The following is a 20,703-nucleotide window of genomic DNA, read 5'->3' as shown; positions in this document are numbered from 1 at the left end:
ACGCATGCGATCTGCGTCTCGGTAAGAGATGCCGGCGGATCGTGTCGCTTCAAGGAGGGACGCTTCCGTGTTTCGATCTCGCCCTCGTCGGCGTCTACCCAGCCGCCGCCGTCCGACCAAACGTTCCACTTCCCGACGTAGGGGACTCTCGATGCTGCTTGCTTTCGCACCCTTGCCGATGCTCTCACGCCCCTTCGACCTTTTGGCAGAGCTGACCCTGTTTGGCGTTTTGCTTTCGATGATCGTTGGTTGCGGCGATGTCGCCCCGGGCCCGGCTGCGCAGGCGATAACCGCCACGCCAACCGTGCACGACTCGCTGGAAACCCCGCAAGACACCGCCGACCGGCAAGCTACGCCACTGATTCCCCGGGAAGTGCTGTTCGGCAATCCGGATAAGGCGCAATCCCGGCTAAGCCCCGACGGCAAGTGGCTTAGCTACCTGCAACCCGTCGAGGGAGTGCTCAACGTCTGGGTCGGCCCGGCCGATGACCCCGCTGCCGCCAAGCCGGTTACCGACGACCGTAAACGGGGCATCCGTGGCCACAGCTGGGCGTACAACAGCAAGCACATCGTCTACTCCCAGGACAAAGACGGCGACGAGAACTGGCACGTCTATGCCACCAATGTCGAGACCAAGCAAACGATCGATCTGACCCCGATCGAAGGGGTCCGTGGCGAGCTCGCCGGAGCCAGCGAGCGTTTCCCCGATACGCTGCTCGTGGGCCTCAACGATCGCGATCCCCGGTATCACGATCTGTATCGGGTGGATCTCAAGAGCGGCGACCGCGAGCTGCTGCAGCAGAACCCCGGCGTTGCCGGCTTTGTGACCGACGAAGACCTGCGCGTTCGTCTGGCGGTGAATTTCACGCCCGAGGCGGGCCAGGTGTGGCTCGAACCGACCGCCGCCGAGCCCGGCCCCGAGGGGTACGACGACTGGCAGCCGATGGCCGAGTTCACCAGCGAAGACGCCATGACCAGCGGCCCGGCCGGCTTCAGCAAGGACGGGCGCACCCTGTACTACGAGGACAGCCGCGAGCGCGACACCGCCGGGCTGTTCGCCAAGAATCTGGACACCGGCGAGGTGTCGCTGGTGGCCGAGGATGCCCGCGCTGATGTTGGCGGGCTGCTCGTGCATCCGACCGAGCACACCATCCAAGCGGTGGCGTTCACCTACAGCCGCATCGAGTGGAAGATCCTCGACGAGGCGATCCGTCCCGATATCGAGTTTCTCAAGGACTTCCGCGATGGCGAGTTCCAGGTAACGGGCCGCACCTTGGACGATACCCGCTGGACAGTCGCCTACATCTTGGACGACGGGGCGATTCAGTTTTTCATCTATACGCGACCCGCAAGCGGTGCCGCGACCGGCGAGCGCTCGATGCGTTTTCTGTTCAAGAGCCGCGAGGACCTTGATGACTATCCGCTAGCGAAGATGCACACGCCCGTGATCGCCGCCCGCGACGGACTCCCGTTGGTGAGCTACCTGACGCTACCGGCCAGCGTGGATCCCGAGGGCGATGGCCGGCCCGATGCCCCGGTTCCGCTGGTGCTGGACGTTCACGGCGGCCCTTGGTCACGCGATGGGTGGGGCTACAACCCCACGCACCAGTGGCTCGCTAACCGTGGCTACGCTGTTCTGAGCGTGAACTACCGCGGTTCGACGGGCTTCGGCAAGAACTTCATCAATGCCAGCAACGGTGAGTGGGCCGGCAAGATGCACGACGACTTGATCGACGCGGTTGAGTGGGCGATCGACGAGGGGATCGCGCAGCGTGATAAGGTTGCGATCATGGGGGGCAGCTACGGCGGCTACGCCACTCTCGTGGGGCTGACCTTTACGCCTGATGTGTTTGCTTGCGGGGTGGACATCGTCGGACCGTCGAGCCTTGTCACGCTGCTCGAGAACGTTCCTCTCTACTGGTCCCAGTTCATGCCCGTCATGAAGCTCCGGGTTGGCGACTGGTCAACCGACGCCGGACGCGAGGCGTTGCTCGAGCGTTCTCCGCTACGGTTTGTCGATCGTATTGAGCGGCCGCTTTTGATTGGCCAGGGAGCCAACGATCCGCGCGTGACGCAGCTAGAGGCGGATCAAATTGTCGAGGCGATGCAGTCGCGTAACATCCCCGTTACCTACGCGTTGTATCCGGACGAGGGACACGGCTTCGCTCGGCCCGAGAATCGCACGAGCTTCAATGCGGTAACCGAGGCTTTCTTGGCGGAGCACCTGGGCGGGCGCTACGAACCGATCGGCAAGGACTTCGAGGGGTCATCGCTCCACGTGCCGGCCGGAGCCGATGGCGTGCCGGGCTTGAGCGCGGCGCTCCCCGCGGAGCGCAAGCAGATGCCCCAGGCCGAAGAAGGGGACGATCCTCAAGAGTAGCGCAGCAGGCCAATAGCCCGGCCGAATAGCAGTCGTTCTGATAGCCGAGCGTTCCTTGGAAGTGGCCGGTTGTCGGCGTCGCATGCTATGAGATCCTTCACGTGCGCCCGCCTGTGCCGGCGCACATCGGACTGAGCGAGCGCTTCCCAAAGAGTTTGCGAGGTGATCTCGGCGTCCGCCGGGAGAACACCGTTCTGGGTATCGAGCAAGGCGGCGGCGTTGACCGTTGGGAGCCCGGGCCCCTAGACTGCGGGCCACGGTAAACCCTTTCGGCCCTTCACCTTTCGCCCGCTCAAGACCGATGACGCAAGCGACCGCCACCGACACCGTCACGACCGCGATCGACACGATTCGCACCCTGAGCATGGACGCGGTGCAGGCTGCCAACTCGGGCCATCCGGGCACGCCGATGGCACTGGCCCCGATTGCCTACAAGCTGTGGGCCGACGTGCTGCGTTACGACCCGGCCAAGCCCGATTGGCCCAATCGCGATCGTTACGTGTTGTCGTGTGGTCACGCGTCGATGCTGATCTACTCGGTGTTGCACCTGGCCGGTGTGAAGCAGCCCGACGGAAAGCCCGCGCTATCGCTCGATGACCTCAAAGCGTTCCGGCAGCTCGGCAGCCTCACGCCGGGGCATCCCGAGGTCGGCCACACGGTGGGCGTCGAGACAACAACCGGACCGCTAGGGCAGGGGTGTGGCAACAGTGTCGGCATGGCGATCGCTGAGCGCTGGCTGGCGGCCAACTACAACACGCCCGAACACACGCTCTTCGATCACGACATCTATGTGCAGTGCAGCGACGGCGACCTGATGGAGGGCGTAGCGTGCGAAGCCGCCTCGCTCGCTGGCCACTTAGGTCTTGCGAACCTCTGCTGGGTGTACGACGACAATCAGATCACGATCGAAGGCGGCACCGACCTCGCCTTCAGCGAGAATGTCGCACGCCGCTTCGAGGGACTGGGGTGGGCCGTTCTGTCGGTTGACGACGCGAACGACCTAGCCGCGCTTGGCAAGGCCTTGTCGGCCTTCAAAGCCGAGAACAAGAAGCCCACGCTGATCATCGTCAAGAGCGTCATCGGCTATGGTGCCCCCAAGAAAGCTGGTACGAGCGGCGCGCACGGCTCGCCGCTGGGCGACGAAGAGATCGCCGCCACCAAGGCGGTTTACGGCTGGCCGACCGACGAAAAATTTCGTGTGCCCGCAGGGGTTAAAGAGCACTTCCAAGCGACGCTCGGCAAGCGGGGTGCCGCGGCGAGCGCCGCTTGGCAAGCGATGTTCACCGCCTACAAGAAAGCCCATCCCGAACGCGCCAAGCAGCTTGAACAGATCTTCGCCGGCAAGCTTCCCGCCGATTGGCAAGCCAGCCTGCCCGAGTTCCCTGCCGATCCCAAGGGAATGGCCACCCGGGCTTCCAGCGGCAAGACGCTCAACGCCCTCGCCCCGCATCTGCCCTGGTTGATCGGCGGATCGGCCGACTTGGCACCGAGCACCAACACGCTGCTCACATTTGATGGTGCCGGTCACTTTCAGGCCGCGACGCCCGCCGGACGCAACTTCCACTTCGGTATCCGCGAGCACGGCATGGCCGCCGCGGCCAACGGCATGGCGCTCTCGGGCGTTCGGCCGTACGTCGCGACGTTCTTCGTCTTTAGCGACTACTGTCGTCCTTCGGTGCGGCTCAGTTCGATCATGCATCTGCCCGTGGTGTACGTCTTTACGCACGACTCGATCGGCGTGGGCGAAGACGGACCGACCCACCAACCGGTCGAGCAACTCGCCGCCTGTCGAGCGATCCCCGGACTGATTGTCTTGCGACCGGGCGATGCCAATGAAACGGCTTCCGCCTGGAAGATCGCTATCGAGCATCAGCATCGCCCCACGGCACTGATTTTGACCCGCCAAAATCTGCCGACGCTAGATCGCACCGTTTATGCTCCTGCCTCGGGCACCGAGCGCGGGGGGTATGTGCTTGCTGACGCCGCCGGGGGCAAGCCGACCGTGATCTTGATCGCCACCGGCAGCGAGTTGTCGCTCGCGGTCGCTGCGCATGAATCGCTCACCAAGAGCGGCGTCGCGACGCGGGTGGTGAGCATGCCCTCCATGGAGTTGTTTGCCGAGCAAGACGCGGCCTACCGCGACAGTGTGCTACCGCCCGGCGTGACCTCGCGAGTTGCGGTGGAAGCGGGCGTGCGGCAGGGGTGGGACCGCTGGATCGGCGATCGTGGCGTCTTTGTCGGCATGAACGGCTTCGGCGAGTCAGGCCCCGCCGAGCAGGTCTTCGCTGCCCGTGGCATTACGACCGAAGCGGTCGTGGCCGCGGCCAAAGGGCTCATCGGCTAAGGCGTCGAAAGCGGCCGGCAGCGTTTCGGGCAGTGAAAGCCTCGCTGGAGAGCGTGCGCACTACGTTATCGCGGCTTAGTGCAATCGGCACCCATCGCCTCTAAACCGCTGCGGGCCCCCTGAACGCATCGCCGCTTGAGTGTCATTCGCGACGAACAAGTCAATCGCGGCGGCAGGACCCGCGCTCGCGGCAGGAATGCCCCCGGCAGGATTCGAACCTGCGACACACGGTTTAGGAAACCGATGCTCTATCCCCTGAGCTACGAGGGCGTATCGCACGATTTTATAGGGTAATTCGCCCCCGGCAGCGAGGTAGGTGCCTCGCCCGACGCGGCCCCCAAACCATGGGGGCTTGGTTCTGTGGGAAGTTAGCTAAGCTCGACTTCTTGCCAGGATCTACCCGCAGAGAGTTCATAAAACTTGCCGCCGTCTAACGCGACAAGGTGAATCCAACCATTCAGAGCGAGTTGCTCGACGTTGCGGTGCCGGGAGAGGATCTCTGCGATCCGTTCGCGGGGCGCGGCGACAACCGAGAGCAGTCTGACGGGGTCGTGCTGGTAGCGGACGCCATCGTGGATCGACTCCCAGGGCAATCCGGTCATAAGGTCGCCGCAGTTACCAGAGAAAGCACCGAAGCGCCCTACCACGTTGTGGATCGTCTTGCTCCCGCTCCCAAAGTGCTGAGGATCGACCGTCGAAGCGTAGTACTGGAGGTTGATCCAGCTGCCCACCACCATCGGCGCGGTGAGGATCGCCTCGAGTACCTTGCCGTCGGGATCCGTGTTGTGGTCATAGCTGTGTAGAAACGATCGCCCGGCAAGATCGATCGGGGCGGTGAGAGAACGCGGCGCGACGATGAACGTGGCGTTGCCGGTAAGTCCCCATTCGGGCCGCACTTCGGACCAGTCCAAGCTCCGTCGAAAGACATCGCTGGCCTTGGCTGCCGAGAGCAGCGGGAGCCTCTCAAGCCTTGTCCTGCTTGCCGCTGTAGCGACCGCCAGGCGAAGTTCTTCTACGTCGGCCAGGTGCGTCGCCGGGACGAGATCCCCATCAAAGAAGCGGATTTCGTCGGTCGTTGTATTGTGCAGGCCTGCCAGGAAGTGAACGTGTGGCGGCAGTTCAATTCCCCTGGTGAGCAGTTCGGCCCTTACTTCAGAGCGATTCAGCAATTGTGCGGCGAGCCGCGCGTTGGGTTCGCCCGAATGGCCACCACATGCCCCGCAGTCGAGACCCGCTTCAAGGGGATTGTTCTCGGTCTGGCTGCCGTGGCCACAGAAGACCACGAGCCGCGCAAAATCGTGACAAAGCCCCATGCCGGCCAGCAGCGAAGCCGCCAAATCAGCCTGTCGAGTGATCGTCAATCCGTGCGACGGTAGGGCCTCGAGGTCGGGGCCCAACCGGCTTTGCTGCGCAGCGGGCACACCATCGCCCCGCGATTCGAACGAACCGAGCCCGCTCAAGAAGACCCGTTTGAGTAGCTTCAGTCCGAAGAGCATGCCGGTGGCTTCGACAAACGCGAAGGCACTGGTGGCGGCGGTTTGGAATCGCTTCCAGCCTTTTCGGAGGGTTCGTACGAAGTCTCGCTGATCGACCATCACCCCCTGCTGAACGGCTGACGCTGCCCGGACTTTCTCCTCAACCTTGAACTGCGGGGCGACGAGAACGGGCAATTGGTTGGTTGAGGCCGCTTCACCCAGTCGCTGGTAAGCGAAGGGCATGCCGAAGAAACCGGCGAAGCCGATCGTTTCGATCGGGGAGTTAGCCGCCTCGAGATGACGCCGGATCCGTTCGGAACGCACGTCGATACAAAACGCCATTTGAGCGAGTTTCGGGGTTCCGGTAGGGGCGCTCTCGGTGGATAGCTCTGCCTGATCGGCTCGTTCCGTAGCCCGCACCGACGCCGACAGCTGGGCCAGGATGCGGTTGCGATAGCCGAGTTCATTGGCGCGCAGCAAGACGTGTCGTACGAGCACTTCGTTCGTCGTTTCGTGAGCTAACCCGTCCGTATCGGTGTCCGGTGATGGCGTTGCGTAGGCTGCGCTAACGTCCATGGTGTAAGCGTGTTGCTTCGCCAGCGCGGCATCGTATGCGAGCCGTATGGCGAGCAGCCCGAGAAGGTCGTCGCCCTGTGCGTCGCCAACGCGTGCTTCACCGCCCTCGAGCCAGGCTGCTTGATACTGGGTCCACGCGCTCCAACCGGGCAGTTCGTACGCCAAACTGAGGAGATACGCTTGCCAAGTCGGGTGCGGTAAACCAGAAGCCAGCAGCAGCTGGGCGATCGCGGCCTCGGGCTCGCTCGGAAGACTTTCTGCAAGAGGGCCCACCCCGCCGAGCCCAAGCACTTGCAGACGCCGATCGTATCGCATCGCGGATCGCCAAGCCGCGTAGAGCGGCAAGTCTTGCCAGGGGCTTCGCCAGATTGCCTGGCCCCGGTCGTAGTGGGCAGCGCAGTGCTTACCGATTTCCTCATTAATTTTTGCGGTCCAATCGGTGCCGGCGTGCAAGTCGTAGTCCGCGGAAATCGATCGGATGCGGGTCGGTGCCTCGGCCTTCGGCCCGTCGGTACTGCCCTGATCGAGCGCCGGGCCGATGAGGACTTGCTCCAGCAGCGCGCGGGTCAAGATATCGGCACCCGCGACGCCGTTCGTGGCGAGCTCATGGATTGCTGACTCAACCTCGTCCAGGCTGAATTGTTTCTCCTGAAACCGCTGCCGGTAGTACTCGACCGGCATCAAGAGTTCGCAATCCGAGAACTCTCGCAGGTACTCACGAGCTTCGACGAAGCTTTTAGCGGTCAGACCAAGGTACGGGTTGACCGCGACATAGTCGGCGAGCGGCCAAACCGGCGCGATCGTCGCCGCTACGGCACGGCATGCTTCTGCCGCCAGTTGGCTGGTGCCGCCGGATGTGGCTACCTGCGTTGCCGATTCGTGTGCGTCTACTAGATCTGTCGTAGGCATCGTGGTCATCGCTTTAGATGGTTGATTTACATTGACCGTTCTACTTCTTCTTACTGGTGAATAGCGCGAAGAAGTGCGTGAGCGCGGCGTCGGCGTAGAACCCGTTCCAGGCGTGTACGTACAGGGCTTCATGCCAGGGTCCGCTTGCCCGCGATCGCAACGCGACTTGCAGGGCGGCAAGCCCCAGGAAGGCGGTGACAACGAACCAGCCGGCGAAGACGGCCGTTGAGTCAGCCGGCGCGGGAGCGACATGCACCCCCACGAACGCGTCGATCGCCTGATAGCTGCCGAGGTAGAGAAGCGTGACAACTCCGGCGGCGATGGCAGCGGCACCCTGAACCGCTTTGCGGTGGAAAGCCAACGATTCCCACAAGCCGGTGGTTAGCGCTAGACAGAAAACAGCGGCTAGCGCGTAGCCGCCCGATTTGGCGGACAAGTCAAAACCGATCAGCCAAGCGATTGTCGCACAGCCGACAGCCACGGCTGCCCCCATCAGCGGCAGTTTTGCCAAGCTCGGTCCTATTTTAGCGAGAGACCCTTCTTCAAGGCGCGTCGCGCGCTCTTCCTTCAGGACATTGCCGCTGTTGAGAAACGCATACGCCTTGTAAAGAGAATGGGCAACCAGGTGTAGCATCGCGGCAGAGAAGGCACCGAGTCCGCACTGCAACATCATGAAACCCATTTGGGCGACGGTGGAATACGCCAGCTTCTTTTTCACGCTCGATTGGGTGAGCATGGTGATCCCTGCGTAGAGCGCGGTTGTCGTCCCGATGATGGCAAGCAGGTCCAAAGAAACGGGGGCGTGAACGACGAGCCGGCTCAAGCGGATGATCAAATAGCCACCCGCGTTCACGACACCGGCGTGCATCAAGGCTGAAACAGGGGTGGGGGTTTCCAGGGTGTCGGGCAGCCAACTGTGGAGCGGGAACTGAGCCGACTTGGTGATTCCGCCGCAGACAATCAACCAGCCAATCCACGCCAGGGCGTTTGCTCGATCTGGGGAAACGCCTGTGTCGGCAGAAACGGCGGCGAATAGGAAGGAAAGGTCAAAGGTCCCGAATTCGCGAAACACAAGGATCAGTGCCGCCGCGAGGAACAGATCGCCAGCGCGGCTGATCACAAATTTTGTCCACGCGGCTCGCTGCGCACCAGCACGTGTCGGAAAGTGCAGGAGCAAGTGGTGGAGCGAGAGGCTCGTGGAAACCCAAGCCGCGACAAGCATCAATAGATTGCCAGACAGCACCAGCAGCGAGACGCTGCCGATCGTCGCCGCGACCCAGCGGAAGTAGTTCCCCTGCTGGGAGTCGCCATCCAGATAGCGAAGCGAATAGCGGCAGACGATCAGCCCCACGAAACTTACTAGCAGCAAGACGAGGCTCGACACGCCATCGTAGTAAACACCGCAAGCAAGCGGTCCCGCCGCGGGCCACCGCAGCTCGCCGATCGCATCGATCGAGCCCAACAGCCGCCCCAGAAAACCGAGCAGCGCCAAGCCAAACAGCCACCCGATCAGCAGCGTTGCCGTCGTCCGGACCACCTTGGGGCGGCGGTTGCACGCCGGGGCGGGAGCGGCACACAGCAAGAACAGGGCGAACGACGCCAGCAGTAGCAGTGCCAAGAGTAGCGTGGTCGTCATGAGACTTGGGGGGGCCTTAGGGGGGAGCGAGTCGCAGCGGTCGTAGGAAAATTAATGCACGAAGTAAACTTCGTCAATCGGGCTTCTGGTGTTGAGTCCGTTTTTTCGTAAACTGCGTTAAGAATCAACTAAACCTTCATTCGCTGGCTGCGGTGCCCTGACTGCCGCGGTGGGCCGCAGACCCAGTCTGCCCCGACAAACTGAGGAGCCGATGCCAAAGAAGAAAACGACAAGCAAGCCTCTTCTGGCCGAGAAACAGGCAAAGAAGAAGGCCGGCGTGACTGCTGAAGCGCCGCCGTCCCGAGCCGCTCTGCCCCTGAAGGGCGGGGCAGTTGGTCGCCATCGGTGGACCTTTCTGACCAACCATTCCCACGTGCTGATCCTGCTAAATGCCGAGCCGGACCTCGTGCTGCGGCAGATCGCCGCGAAGGTAGGAATCACCGAGCGGGCGATTCAACAGATCATCGTTGATCTCGAGCGAGAGGGTTTTATCGAACGAGAGAAGGTCGGTCGCCGCAACCATTATCGGGTAAAGACCGACAACTATCTGCGTCACCCGATCGAGTCTCACTGCAAAATCGCCGACCTGATTTCACTCATCATCGATCACCCCGGGGCCAAGCAGAATCCTTGTCGGTAGGCTCAGGTAGCTCGTCGATTGAGATCGTGAGCAACGGATAATCAGCGTGGCTCGCTTGCTCCTCGCGTCGCGCAGCCCCCTCGGGCGCGATGAGCGAAAGTCCCGAACCACGGGGAGACAAGGCCAACGTTTGAGTCGCCGTTCACCCTCCGAAGGTCGCGCTACGCCAAAGCTTTTTGCAGGTTCTCGAAACTTGTCCGCGCAATCGCTTCGCCGCTTGGTTCGTACCGAAACACTTCAACCGAGACCCAGCCCCGGTAGTCGATCGCGCGGAGCGCTTCGAGCGCCGGTCGGATCGGCACGTCGCCCATATCGGGACCGAGCAGGTTGGGGTCGTTGGCGTGAAAATGCGCGACCGTGGCGGCGCTCTCCCGGATAATCTGCGGGATGGGAGTCGGCTCGCTCGCCATCGCTTTCACGTCGAGGTGGAGCCGACAGGCCGGCGAACCGACCCGTTCCGCCAGCGCCCTGCCCGCCGCCGCGGTTGTCATGAAGTCTCCCTCAGCCGGGCCGAGTGGTTCGAGCGCTAGGGTGACTCCGCGGGCTTCCATCGTTGGCACCGCGGCGCGGATCACCTCGGCCGCATACGCTTCGGCCGCCTCGTAGGGCACGCCGGGCAACAGATTGCGTTGCTGCGGAGAACCAAGCACGAGGATCTTGCCTCCCAGATCAGCGCACAGCTCGGCGAGCGCGACAAAGTATTCGCTCGTCACGCGGCGGACCGCGGGATCGGGGCTGGTGAGGTAAAAGCCGGCTGTCTTCGCCAGCAGCCAGTGCAGGCCGACCACTTCCAGGTCGGCGTCATCCGCAGCAGCGCGGATCTTGGCACGACGCTCCGCGGACAGCTGACGCACGTCGGCCAGCGGCTGGGCGGAAATATTGGGCCCTTCGCCGAGCGTGAACGGGGCGATCTCGATCCCCGTGTAGCCGATCTCTGCCGCCAGGCGAAAACCGCTGGCCAGATCGTGGTCGATAAAGGTTTCGTTACAGATGGCGAGCTTCATTCCCAACGTCATTCCCCCCGTCTTTTTCGGTTTTGTGGCTAATTGATCGGCTCTGCCGCGGAGAAAGAGGAGTCACTGCAGCGCGGTCAAGTTGTGTCCCGCTGAAAGACGGTGTCGCAGCTTCCCGGGATTAGCAGCTTAAGAGAGCTGTCTCTTGGCGTCAGCACTCGGCCCGTTTAGCTTACCAACTCGCTCCGGCTTGGCTGGAACGCCTTGTCATAAACTCTCTTGCGATCAGTAGCGAATCTTATGGCGGAAACCAACGACCGACTGGCTCACGACCGTGCCGTACTCCAAGGCGTGGCCGACAAAGGCCCCGCGGCCAAGGCGGGGGCCTATCTGCGGCTTTCGGGCCCGGGCTGGCTGCAAAGCGCGATCACGCTAGGAGGGGGCTCGCTCGCCGGTGGCTTGTATCTGGGCGTGCTCTCGGGCTACGGCCTGATGTGGCTCCAGCCTGTGGCGATGCTCATGGGCGTCGCGATGCTCGGGGCGATCGCCTATGTGACGCTCTCGACTGGGCGTCGCCCGTTCCGATTGGTGACCGAAGAGGTGAACCCCGTTCTGGGCTGGGGGTGGGCGATCGCGACGCTCATGGCGAATGTCGTGTGGTGCTTGCCCCAGTTCGGCCTGGGCACCGCCGCCATCACCCAAAACCTAGCGCCCGAAATGCTTGGCGAAACGCCCACCGGTAAGGTGTTCGCGGTCGCGATCCTGGCAGTCGTGGCGCTCGCGACCATCATCTCGTACGAGCGTGGCGGGCGCGGGATGAAGATCTTTGAGAACATTCTCAAGCTCCTGGTGGGCATCATTGTCCTGTGCTTCATCGGTGTGGTGGTTAAGCTCACCGGGGTTGAAGGGGGGATCGATTGGCCCGCCGTGTGGCGGGGCTTTGTGCCCGATTGGGAGTCATTGAGCGGCGTGCCGGCAGTCTTCCGCGAGGGGATCGCCGCCACCGGGGCCGCCGGTGAAGGCTTATGGAGCAAGCTGATCCTTGCCAGCCGCCAGGATGTGATCCTGACAGCCGCGGCTACGGCCGTGGGAATCAACATGACCTTCCTGCTACCCAACTCGCTGCTCGATCGCGGCTGGGACCGGCCGTTCCGCGGGCTGGCGCTGTTTGACCTGTCGATCGGGCTGTTCGTGCCGTTCTTGATCGCCACGGCGTGCGTCGTTATGGCGGCGTCGGCCCAGTTCCACGGCAAGTACAACGAAGCGCTTGTCGCGGCAGAGCCCACACCCGTGGCCGCCGCGGCGGTGGCGAGCGGCAAGTCGGCAGGCGAATACCTGGGCTTGCTCGATAAACGGCTCGCGTGGGAGCACGGTGCCGAGCAACTGAATAAATGGGCTGACGCCGGCGCGGAGCTCATCGCTCAGCGGGCAGCGTTGCCGCTCGCCGATAAGCAGATGGCCGCCACACTCGTTCAGCGTGACGCGGACGACCTAGCCAACGCCCTCGAGCCGCTCGTGGGGGCCCAGGTAGCGCAGCTCGTGTTCGGCATCGGCGTAGTGTCGATGGCGCTCTCGACTATCGTTGTGCTGATGCTGATCAACGGCTACGTCGTGTGCGAGGTATTCGGTGCGCCGCATCGGGGGATGATCCACTTCTTGGGTTCGCTGCTCCCGCTGGTGTTTGGTGCGATTGCCCCGTTCGTTTGGCAGAAGGCGATGTTCTGGCTAGCGGTGCCGACCAGCGTGTTTGGCATGGTCTTGTTGCCGATCGCTTATGTGACGTTCCTGATGCTGATCAACAGCCGTCGGGTGCTCGGAGACGCCGCCCTCTCAGGAGTTTCGCGCGTGGTGGTGAACGCCATCCTGGGCCTCGCCCTGCTGCTGGCCACCGTGGGCGCTTGCACCAGCATCTACAGCAAAGCGGGCTGGTACGGCTTCGCCGCCGCCGGGGCCTTCATCGCCGCCGCGCTGCTCATGCGGCGCAAACCAACCAGCACGACGGCATGATTCAGCGGTAGACAACCCGTGTCGGCTTGCCGCTCTCGGCCGCGTCGTAAACCGCACGGATGATGGCGAGCGACTTCCAGGCTTCTTCCGGCTCGACCAGCGAGGGTCGATCTTCGTCGAGCGCGTGCAGAAAGTCTTCGATATTGCGGGTGTGTTTCGAGTAGTCGATCGCCATGGGGTCGGCTGCGCCACCGGCGCTGGTCGCTCCGCCGAAGCGCTCGCGGGTCGTTTCGTCTTCGGCCGTTTCGTCGCGGAACCGCCACGTCACGAGCTCGTCTTCATGGACCTCGATCGAGCCGTCGCGCCCGCCCACATGGAACCGCACCGCGCCGCCGGGCCACATGGCGGTCGAGGCCAGGATGACCCCCAGGGCACCACTTTCGAAGCGAACGGACGCCGCGCAGCAGTCTTCAACCTCAATGTGCTCGGGGTTGTGGCACAGCATGTTGGTGTAGGCTGAAACCTCAACCGCCGGACCGGCACCGGCCGCCTCGGCGAGCCACTGCATGGCGTCCACCGCATGGATCGACTGGTTGATCAGGGCCCCCCCGCCGTCCAGCTTCTTCGTGCCTTGCCAGCGGTTGGGGCCATAGTAGGCGTCATCCCGCCACCAGGGGACGTAAGCGGCGGCCATTGCCAGCGTGCCCAGTCGGCCCGCCTTGGCGGCCTCATGGGCGGCTTGCACTACCGGGTTGAACCGCTGCGGAAAAATGCTCCCTAGTCGGCCCGCCGATGCCCGGGCGGCGTCTAGCATCTGGCCCGCGCGCTGCAGATCGATCTCGAGCGGCTTCTCGCACAGCACGCTGACGTCCGCTGCAAGCGCGGCCATGGCGGGCTCCAGGTGGGCACCGCTGGGCGTGCAGATGGTCACCACGTCGAGATCTGCACGGGCGATCATCGCATGGTAGTCGTCGTAATACTCGCCGCCGTATTCGCTTTGGAACTCGCTGATGCGGGGTTCCACGCCGTTGCAAAACGCCACCATTTCGGCACCGTCTATGTCACGGATGGCGCGGGCGTGGATGCCGGCGATGGCACCGACGCCCACAATGCCGATACGGTACTGCTTCTTCATGCTGCTCCGAACCAAGACGTGAGAGTTGATTGATCAGACGAGGTCGGCACGGCCGCGGAGGTCGTAGCCAACGCCCAGATAGTCGAGCATCGCGCACAAACCCCGCAGGGCGACCCCCATGCCGTCGGGGCCACTGTAGCCGCCAAACTGGCCGCCGCCGCGGACGTGCGGTTCCAGGTCGAGCAGCAAGCCCGGGAGGCCCAGCTTTTTGAGCCGCCGCTCGATCGCGGGGCCGGTCTCCAAGAGGTCTCTTAAGACCCGCTCGTAGACGCCGCTGCCGGTTGAGACCGGCTGATAATCGCTCAACGCGTCTTCGTCGATGTGCCCGCCACGCGTGGTGGTTTTGATCGGTCGGTAATCCTTGATGTGGATCCAGCCCAGGCCGGCTCGCATCGCTTCGTACTGCTCGAAGGACTCGTCCGGCGAGTAACCCTGGGTGAGCAGGTTGCCCGCGTCGAAGATCAGCACCATCGCCGGATGGTTTACCCGCTTGTGAATCTCCCGCAGCAGCGGACCGCTTTGGCCGACCAGGTTCGCCTCGACCTCAAGGCCGAACACCTGCCCACGGGCAGCGCACGCCTCGGCAATGGCACCGAGCTGATCGACCGCTTGCGGCAGATGCTCGGCGGGGTCGGTCCCTTTGGGATGATAGAACGAAAAGCCCCGCACGAGGCGCGTGCCGAGGGTCTCGGCCAGGTCGCAGGCCTTGGCGACGTCCTTCTTTAGGTACTGCTGGAAAGGGACATAGCGGTTGCCCGAGCCATCGTCTTTATCGAGCAGTTTCACCTTGCCGATCGGCGAGCCGAGCGTTGCGACGCTCAGGCCAAATCGCGTCTGCAGCTTCAGCAGCTCTTTTAGCTCGGCTTTGGTCAGGTCCATGGCGTTCTTCACGCCGCTGCCCAAATCGATGAAGCGGAGCGTGTAGCGGCGGAACCCCAACGCGGCCATCGCCGCGAATTGTTCGGGGGCGGCCTTGGTTTGAGAGGTTTCGTCCGCGAAACCGCTCAGTTCAACCGACAACGACACAGCAAGCCTCTAGCTCGGATGATCGACAGACAAAGGGGCCCTATCACGCGTTTGCACGCATCCCCGCAATAGTGTCGCCCGCAGCGTCCCGAGTGTCGAGCGTACGCCCTTACTCCACCTGTCGAGGCTAAAATTAGCCGCAAAACCGGGGAACTTCGCCGCGATTCGAGAGAATCGGCTGTCTGGCAGCCGTAGGGCCGATCGCTCAGTCGATAACCCAGTCAACCGGCGTGTGCTTGGCGACCTTTTTCCGCAGCCGCTCGTAATCGTCGCACGCAGCGGCGGTGGTCGATCCCGAAGCGGCCAGATCGGCGGCGATCACACCCGCCGCTGTCCCGCTGGACCACTCGATGGGGTGCAGCCGTGTCGCGGAGTTGGCGACGAACGTCTGAGCCATCGTTTTGCCCGCCACCATCAGGTTCGTGTAGCCCTCGTTCGTCAGCGCGCGGAGCGGAATGTAGAAGGGCATCGTTGGATGATTCACGTGCACATGATCTGGATACTCGCAACCGACCAGTGGGTGGATGTCGGCCGGGTAGGCGCCCAGCGCAATGCGGTCAGGGAACTCGGTACCGGTACGGCGGGGCAGTTTGCCCTCTTCAATCGGCGCGATCAGGTCCTCAAACTTCAGCAAGAATCCGCCCACGCCGATCGAACGCCGCGTGTCGCGGATGTAGGGAAGCTTGGCGATGCCGTGGCCGGTGCCCAGCACACTGCCGTCAAGTTGAATCTGATCGGGGTCGATCCCTTGCGGGGCCGCGTGACGAAACCATTCGTGCCAAGCCAGGGCGCGGCGCTCAGCGGCGGCCATCACTAGCAGATCGATGCCTCCCCGCCAATCGTCGCGCTGCGCCGACGTCAGCGCGCGCGATAGGAACAGATAGCCGAAGGGATAATCGTTTCCCCCTTCAGCGCTGCGGATGTCGTAGCCCCAGTTCTGCAGACAGAGATCGCCGATCGAGGGCGCCGCGGCGCTGCCCTTGATGCGGCGATAGGTCCAGATGCGGGCCCAGGCGTCGGCCTTATCGCGATAGGCGCCGTAACCCAAATTGCCGACCGGCTTGCCATTCTCCAGCGGCGGGGCAGGGTGGTCGGTTGTCGGCTCGGCGAGGAAGCGCTGTACGAAGTCGAACGTTGTCGATTGCCCGCAGGTGTCGTCGCCATCGATTTCGCCATCGACCGTCTCGACCCCTTGCAGCATTGGCGCGTCGGTAAGCGCCAGCACCTCGCCCCACTCCGTGGCGTCGATAAACAGCGCGCCGGTGAATCGATGCACCGTCTTGGTAAACCGCTCGGAATCTTCCGCCGCGTACCAGTCGGCCAGGTCCGCCGAAGGGAGTTGATCGTAGCCTCCGTGGGCGACGCCCGCGCGCGGCGTGCGCTCAATGGCGACAATCGCGGTGATGCGATTCCCCTTGGTCTCGACGCGTTTGACGACCGTGTCGCGGAGCACGGTGAGCCGATCGGCCAGCTCGCGTTCGCGTGGCAGCAGAAACCGCTCCATGAACGGGCGGGGCTCGAAGCAGAAGCGGCTGACCCAGCCGCGGCCGGGGTTGCCGGTGGCGAGCAGGGCGTCGCGAAAGAAGGGGGTCATGTTGCGCGGGTCGCGCGCCACCGCCGCAACATTCAGCAGCACGTCGCCCGGGTCGCTGCTGCCGTGTCCGCTGCCGTCGGCATGGATCTTGTGCCACGCTTCATCGACGGCCGGAACGGCCGAAGAGGTGAGTTGCCCACCGATCCAGTCGGTGGGTTCGAGGAGGACGACCGAAGCCCCTTCCTCGGCGGCCGCAAAGGCGGCGGCAAGCGCCGCCGTCGAGCCCCCGGCGATGACAACATCGTAGTGCTGAGCAGCGTCGTTCTTCTCCCCGCCGAAGCCCACCGTTGAGAATGAAATAGCTACTGCTGTGATGACACTCTTGAGTAGTCGCGAATTCATTCGTAGCGGGGCAGACTGGAAAAAAGAAGTGAAGGCTGAACGCAGCCCAGAATAATCACCTGCGTTGGGGTTGCTTGGTAAGCTCAATGTCGATCGGAGAGTTATCTCCTTCTTTGATTTCGTAGCTCAAGCCACTAGCGCCAAAAGAGGTGTACCTCTCGGGTATCAAGAGATTTCCGAGGGAGTCGCCTGCTGTAGGGCCGACGGCGGGATCTTGAGACGAATAGCACATCACTCTTACCCGGTAAGAGCCTACTACGGCACCGTCTTCAGGACTGAAAGTTGACAGTACAAAGCGACCATCAGGTTGAATCTGAGCACGTGATGGCTGTCCGCCGGCAACATTCTGAAACATCACCGAGCCAAACTTTAGGGGCTCTCCATCAAGGGTTACGGTTCCAGAGACGCTCCCCATCGCGGGGCCACGATCGCACCCCACCAACAAGATTGCAGTAAGGAGGAAGAATATTGAAGAAATGGTAGTCTTACCCGGGCTCATTTTTCGACGACGTCCTTGTCTGGAGTAGAGCGATCTTCGAAACCATCGTCAGTACTCGATTCGGCGTTGGCTTCCTCGGAGCGGGAGCCTTCTTCAGCCGGCGCTTCTTCTTTTGAGACGTTGTCCGATTCTAGTCGAAACAGGAAAGGAGCATTGCCTTGGGCAAGAACAGAAACTTCAAATCCACTCTGAGCGAAGCTTGTGTATCGCTCTGGGATTAAGAGTTCTCCGAGAGAATCGCCAGGAGAGCTTTTCTTAAGGTCTGGGTTTTGAAGGCTGTAGCAGACAATTCGGACTCTGTGTCTACCTGTAACAGCTCCATCGCCAGGGGAGTAAGTTGAGAGTTTGAAATTTCCCTCACTGTCGATCGCGCCCTGGGCTGGCTGTCCTCCTTGCAGAGGTTGGAACATGACCGAGCCGAATCGAAGAGGTGTGTCTTCAAGGAAGACTCGACCTGTTACTTGGACAACTTCAGCATTACGGTTTTTGTTATGGCAACCAGCATATAGCACTGTGGCTAAACAGCATGCTAGAGCCACTCTTGAGTAATCAGAGCGCATTGATTATCTCGCCGCCGTTGACAGTGCCTAAACCTAGATAGGTAAGAAAATCGACGCTTTCCGAGATGGTGTGAACGCTTCCATCGCAGTAGACAAACTGAATAACTCCAGAATGCAGGCTGCTAAAAGGACGTTGAGTGAAAGGCGCTTCAAACTTACCAAGTTTGGCGTTTGGTTGGGTCAGGAGAGCGCGCATGTGATAGGGCGCGTTTTGGAAACCACCGAGGTAGTAGGGGCGATTGTACCAAGGCCTCTCTTGGCAAGCGCCAAGGTCTTCGCACTCGGTGTCAACGAATTCGCCCATCAAGAACGAGTTGCTTGTTCCGTCTGTTATCTGACTAAGCTTGCGGCCTTCTTCACGTCCAAAGAAACGATTAGGAAGTGGTTGCAGAACTTCAAAGGAAAAGGCACCGTTTAGGAATACAGGTCCGCTAGAGGATAGAATCCTCAAGGATTCGAGCTCCTCGGTTGATGGCGGGTTTATTCCTTGTAGCGTATTGATTGTTGCTACGTCGGCACCGGCGCAGGCTTGATACGTTGCAATCGCACCGAGTTGATAATCGTAACTAGCGTTGCCAGGTACTTCTGCCACGGTTCTGGTGGGTCCAGCGTCCCAGCTTGGGCAGATGAAGCTGTCAACAACCAGGTTTCTTGCAGGGTCAGCATAAGGGTTGCTGCTTTGCGCATACTCGAAATCGATTTGATCAAATATCTGTTGTTGTTCCATGTAAGGAAGGATGCGAGTTAGAACGCTCTTCTTCGTGAAGTTCCATTTGGGTTGGCGTCGAGTTTCGTCGAACTCCCATCCTCCAAAGCCCGGCGGCAGCCGATCGCCTTGTGCCGACGCGTAGTTCATGCATCCCAAGCCAAGTTGCTTGAGATTGTTTGTGCAGGAGTTACGCCGCGCCGCTTCGCGGGCCGCCTGCACCGCCGGGAGCAACAATGCCACCAGGATGCCGATGATCGCGATCACCACCAGCAGCTCCACCAGGGTGAAGCCGCGCGGGCTTGTCGATGTGCGTGTGTCTGTCATTCCGTCACCTTACCGTTTTCCGTTGTGCCCCTGGGAATCATCCGCACGCCGCTTGAGCAGGGCTTCACCAGGACTTGCGTCGGGGCTATGCCCCCCACCGCGCGTTGACGGTGGGGGGCAGTTCGGCCCGATCGGTCTAAAATCGAATCAGCTACAAATCACTTCCGCCGACGGGCTGTGACCGCCGCGGCGGCCAGTCCCAACAGCAGTGCCGAGGCGGGCTCGGGGACGGCCACGCCAACGCCAAAGCCCCAGTTGCCCAGCAGCGCGTTGAGTTCGCCGTTGTCGACCGGGGCCGTGAAGCCGTTAACCCACGTGCCCGGCACGGTCGCCGAACCCCAGTTGCCCAAGAGCAGGTTCAGGTCGCCGTTATCGACCTTGCCGTCGCCGTTGAAGTCGCCCTGAACCGGCTCGACCACAGCGCCGACCTCGAAGATGAACACGTTGCGATTGAAGAAGTCGAGCACCGCCAGCGTGCCGGACGCCGCATCGTACGAGAAGTCGTAGATGCCGGCGCCGTTGCCGATATCCAGCGCCGATCCGCCGCCGATCAGGTTGAAGTTGGCTTCGACGTTGTTGCCGTCGGTGTCGATGATCTTGATGACATCGGCAAACGCTTGGTCAGTCGTCGAGACGTTGCTGTCGTTGTAGATGAGCAGGTCGCCCTCGGCGGTGTCGCCAATGAACTCGATCTTCTGGCCGAGCTTGAAGTTGCCGTTCGAGCCGTTGTCGACGATCGTGCGACGATTGGTCGTGGCGTTGTCGCCCGAGCGATCGGCGGCATCGACGTCGTTGCTGCGGCGGACGTAAACGTCACCCGTCGCGGGGTCGAACGCCATGTCGCGAGCCAGGTTACCGGCAGGAGGCGTGTCGGTCAGCCACTGGAAGCCCTGTGGCGCGGGGACGCCATCGAGGCTGTAAACCAGCGCGCCGGTTGACTCATTGAGCAAGCCGCGACGACCGCTACCGAACGCCGTGAAAGCCACGCCCTGCGAAGCCGCAGCGCCGTTAAAACCCGGATCGAAGGTCACGCTGGCGCCGCCACGGGCGACGATACCCGCCGCCGTCAGGTCCCAGTCGAGCGAGTTTGTTGCGGTATCGAACAGCTGAAAGGCGTTCGAAGTGTTGCTGCCGTTGTCGTAGGCGGCGGCCAGGCTGCCCCCGTTCAGATCAACGCCCGTGTAGCCGCGGCCTACCGGCTGGAAGATCTGACCGAAGGGCGTGCCGAAGTCGCTGGCTTCCAGCTCGATGATGCCGGTGCGGGTCGGGTTGAGCACCTCGATCAGGCCGATCGGCAGCAGCGATGAACCGAAGTTATCGTAGCCACCCAGGTAGAGCTTCGAGCCATTCCAGGCGACGGCCAGGGCGTTGGTGCCGATGAACTGGGGGTTATCGACGACGATCAGGTCATCCGGATCGAGGTCGGCGACGCTTGAGAACGAGATGTCGAAGCGGGCGATTTCGTTGAAATCGATCGCCGCTGCCGGCAGGGCAGCACCGACGAGCGCGGCCACGAAGGCAACGCGGCTGAGAAGCTGGCAAGTCATAGGAGAGTCTCCGTTGAGGGGGGCCGTTGACAGGGCGCTACAGCTGAAGGGGGCGCTAGTTGACGGGGCGGTAGTGGGGGGGGCGGTAAGGGTTTGTTTCGTCGTGC

Annotated in this window: 13 protein-coding genes and 1 tRNA gene; 4 read left to right on the top strand and 10 right to left on the bottom strand. The window is 62.3% G+C overall.

All coding sequences use genetic code 11. From position 1 onward, the window contains the following. Positions 1-151: 151 nt before the first annotated feature. Positions 152-2,380, top strand: a complete 2,229-nt coding sequence (locus Pla111_RS00325) for a S9 family peptidase (protein ID WP_231930511.1) — start codon at positions 152-154, stop codon at positions 2,378-2,380. A gap of 301 nt (positions 2,381-2,681) precedes the next feature. Next, complete coding sequence (tkt, locus tag Pla111_RS00320; RefSeq protein WP_146570285.1) at positions 2,682-4,724, top strand: transketolase; 2,043 nt, start codon at positions 2,682-2,684, stop codon at positions 4,722-4,724. A 197-nt stretch (positions 4,725-4,921) separates the two neighbouring features. On the opposite strand, the gene Pla111_RS00315 is transcribed toward tkt, so the two are convergent. From Pla111_RS00315 to Pla111_RS00305, 3 genes are all read right to left on the bottom strand, one after another. Beyond that, a tRNA-Arg gene (locus Pla111_RS00315) sits at positions 4,922-4,994 on the bottom strand. A gap of 98 nt (positions 4,995-5,092) precedes the next feature. Further along, positions 5,093-7,684, bottom strand: a complete 2,592-nt coding sequence (locus Pla111_RS00310; RefSeq protein WP_197524628.1) for a DUF2309 domain-containing protein — start codon at positions 7,682-7,684, stop codon at positions 5,093-5,095. Positions 7,685-7,724: 40 nt separating this feature from the next. Further along, entirely contained in the window at positions 7,725-9,320 is a 1,596-nt protein-coding gene (locus tag Pla111_RS00305; RefSeq protein WP_146570281.1) for a proton-conducting transporter transmembrane domain-containing protein, read from the bottom strand. A gap of 211 nt (positions 9,321-9,531) precedes the next feature. On the opposite strand from Pla111_RS00305, the gene Pla111_RS00300 reads away from it, so the two are divergent. Then, on the top strand, positions 9,532-9,960 hold the full coding sequence (locus Pla111_RS00300; RefSeq protein WP_231930506.1) for a helix-turn-helix transcriptional regulator: 429 nt from the start codon (positions 9,532-9,534) through the stop codon (positions 9,958-9,960). A gap of 161 nt (positions 9,961-10,121) precedes the next feature. Here the strand turns inward: Pla111_RS00300 and Pla111_RS00295 are convergent, their stop codons facing one another. Next, positions 10,122-10,964 carry a sugar phosphate isomerase/epimerase family protein gene (locus Pla111_RS00295; RefSeq protein WP_315851480.1) on the bottom strand — a complete coding sequence of 281 codons (843 nt, stop codon included), beginning with the start codon at positions 10,962-10,964 and terminating at the stop codon, positions 10,122-10,124. A gap of 249 nt (positions 10,965-11,213) precedes the next feature. On the opposite strand from Pla111_RS00295, the gene Pla111_RS00290 reads away from it, so the two are divergent. Continuing rightward, positions 11,214-12,920 carry a divalent metal cation transporter gene (locus Pla111_RS00290; RefSeq protein ID WP_146570279.1) on the top strand — a complete coding sequence of 569 codons (1,707 nt, stop codon included), beginning with the start codon at positions 11,214-11,216 and terminating at the stop codon, positions 12,918-12,920. A gap of 1 nt (position 12,921) precedes the next feature. On the opposite strand, the gene Pla111_RS00285 is transcribed toward Pla111_RS00290, so the two are convergent. The 6 genes from Pla111_RS00285 to Pla111_RS00260 form a co-directional block, all read right to left on the bottom strand. Beyond that, the gene (locus Pla111_RS00285; RefSeq protein WP_146570277.1) at positions 12,922-13,995 is read right to left on the bottom strand and encodes a Gfo/Idh/MocA family protein; all 1,074 of its coding nucleotides are present in this window, start codon (positions 13,993-13,995) and stop codon (positions 12,922-12,924) included. Positions 13,996-14,028: 33 nt separating this feature from the next. Continuing rightward, positions 14,029-15,021, bottom strand: coding sequence for a sugar phosphate isomerase/epimerase family protein (locus tag Pla111_RS00280; protein ID WP_231930504.1), 993 nt, complete (start codon positions 15,019-15,021; stop codon positions 14,029-14,031). A 205-nt stretch (positions 15,022-15,226) separates the two neighbouring features. Next, complete coding sequence (locus Pla111_RS00275) at positions 15,227-16,957, bottom strand: FAD-dependent oxidoreductase (protein ID WP_146570276.1); 1,731 nt, start codon at positions 16,955-16,957, stop codon at positions 15,227-15,229. Between the two features lie 495 nt (positions 16,958-17,452). Then, positions 17,453-17,866 (bottom strand): hypothetical protein, encoded by a 414-nt coding sequence (locus tag Pla111_RS00270; protein WP_146570274.1) that lies wholly within the window; start codon positions 17,864-17,866, stop codon positions 17,453-17,455. Between the two features lie 139 nt (positions 17,867-18,005). Continuing rightward, on the bottom strand, positions 18,006-19,049 hold the full coding sequence (locus Pla111_RS00265) for a DUF1559 domain-containing protein (RefSeq protein ID WP_146571503.1): 1,044 nt from the start codon (positions 19,047-19,049) through the stop codon (positions 18,006-18,008). A gap of 158 nt (positions 19,050-19,207) precedes the next feature. After that, complete coding sequence (locus Pla111_RS00260) at positions 19,208-20,596, bottom strand: PEP-CTERM sorting domain-containing protein (RefSeq protein ID WP_146570272.1); 1,389 nt, start codon at positions 20,594-20,596, stop codon at positions 19,208-19,210. Between the last annotated feature and the right edge of the window lie 107 nt (positions 20,597-20,703).

Source organism: Botrimarina hoheduenensis (assembly GCF_007859815.1).
GTDB classification, from domain to species: Bacteria; Planctomycetota; Planctomycetia; order Pirellulales; family Lacipirellulaceae; genus Botrimarina; species Botrimarina hoheduenensis.
The sequence above is the reverse complement of the archived record's forward strand: the minus strand, read 5'-3'. Positions and strand labels throughout refer to the sequence as shown.

What these genes read in the sequence shown, in the direction of transcription:
- Pla111_RS00325 (WP_231930511.1), top strand. Translation starts at nt 152, where the DNA reads ATGCTGCTTGCTTTCGCACCCTTGCCGATGCTCTCACGCCCCTTCGAC.
- tkt (WP_146570285.1), top strand. Translation starts at nt 2,682, where the DNA reads ATGACGCAAGCGACCGCCACCGACACCGTCACGACCGCGATCGACACG.
- Pla111_RS00310 (WP_197524628.1), bottom strand. Translation starts at nt 7,684, where the DNA reads ATGCCTACGACAGATCTAGTAGACGCACACGAATCGGCAACGCAGGTA.
- Pla111_RS00305 (WP_146570281.1), bottom strand. Translation starts at nt 9,320, where the DNA reads ATGACGACCACGCTACTCTTGGCACTGCTACTGCTGGCGTCGTTCGCC.
- Pla111_RS00300 (WP_231930506.1), top strand. Translation starts at nt 9,532, where the DNA reads ATGCCAAAGAAGAAAACGACAAGCAAGCCTCTTCTGGCCGAGAAACAG.
- Pla111_RS00295 (WP_315851480.1), bottom strand. Translation starts at nt 10,964, where the DNA reads ATGAAGCTCGCCATCTGTAACGAAACCTTTATCGACCACGATCTGGCC.
- Pla111_RS00290 (WP_146570279.1), top strand. Translation starts at nt 11,214, where the DNA reads ATGGCGGAAACCAACGACCGACTGGCTCACGACCGTGCCGTACTCCAA.
- Pla111_RS00285 (WP_146570277.1), bottom strand. Translation starts at nt 13,995, where the DNA reads ATGAAGAAGCAGTACCGTATCGGCATTGTGGGCGTCGGTGCCATCGCC.
- Pla111_RS00275 (WP_146570276.1), bottom strand. Translation starts at nt 16,957, where the DNA reads ATGAATTCGCGACTACTCAAGAGTGTCATCACAGCAGTAGCTATTTCA.
- Pla111_RS00270 (WP_146570274.1), bottom strand. Translation starts at nt 17,866, where the DNA reads ATGTTCCAACCTCTGCAAGGAGGACAGCCAGCCCAGGGCGCGATCGAC.
- Pla111_RS00265 (WP_146571503.1), bottom strand. Translation starts at nt 19,049, where the DNA reads ATGACAGACACACGCACATCGACAAGCCCGCGCGGCTTCACCCTGGTG.
- Pla111_RS00260 (WP_146570272.1), bottom strand. Translation starts at nt 20,596, where the DNA reads ATGACTTGCCAGCTTCTCAGCCGCGTTGCCTTCGTGGCCGCGCTCGTC.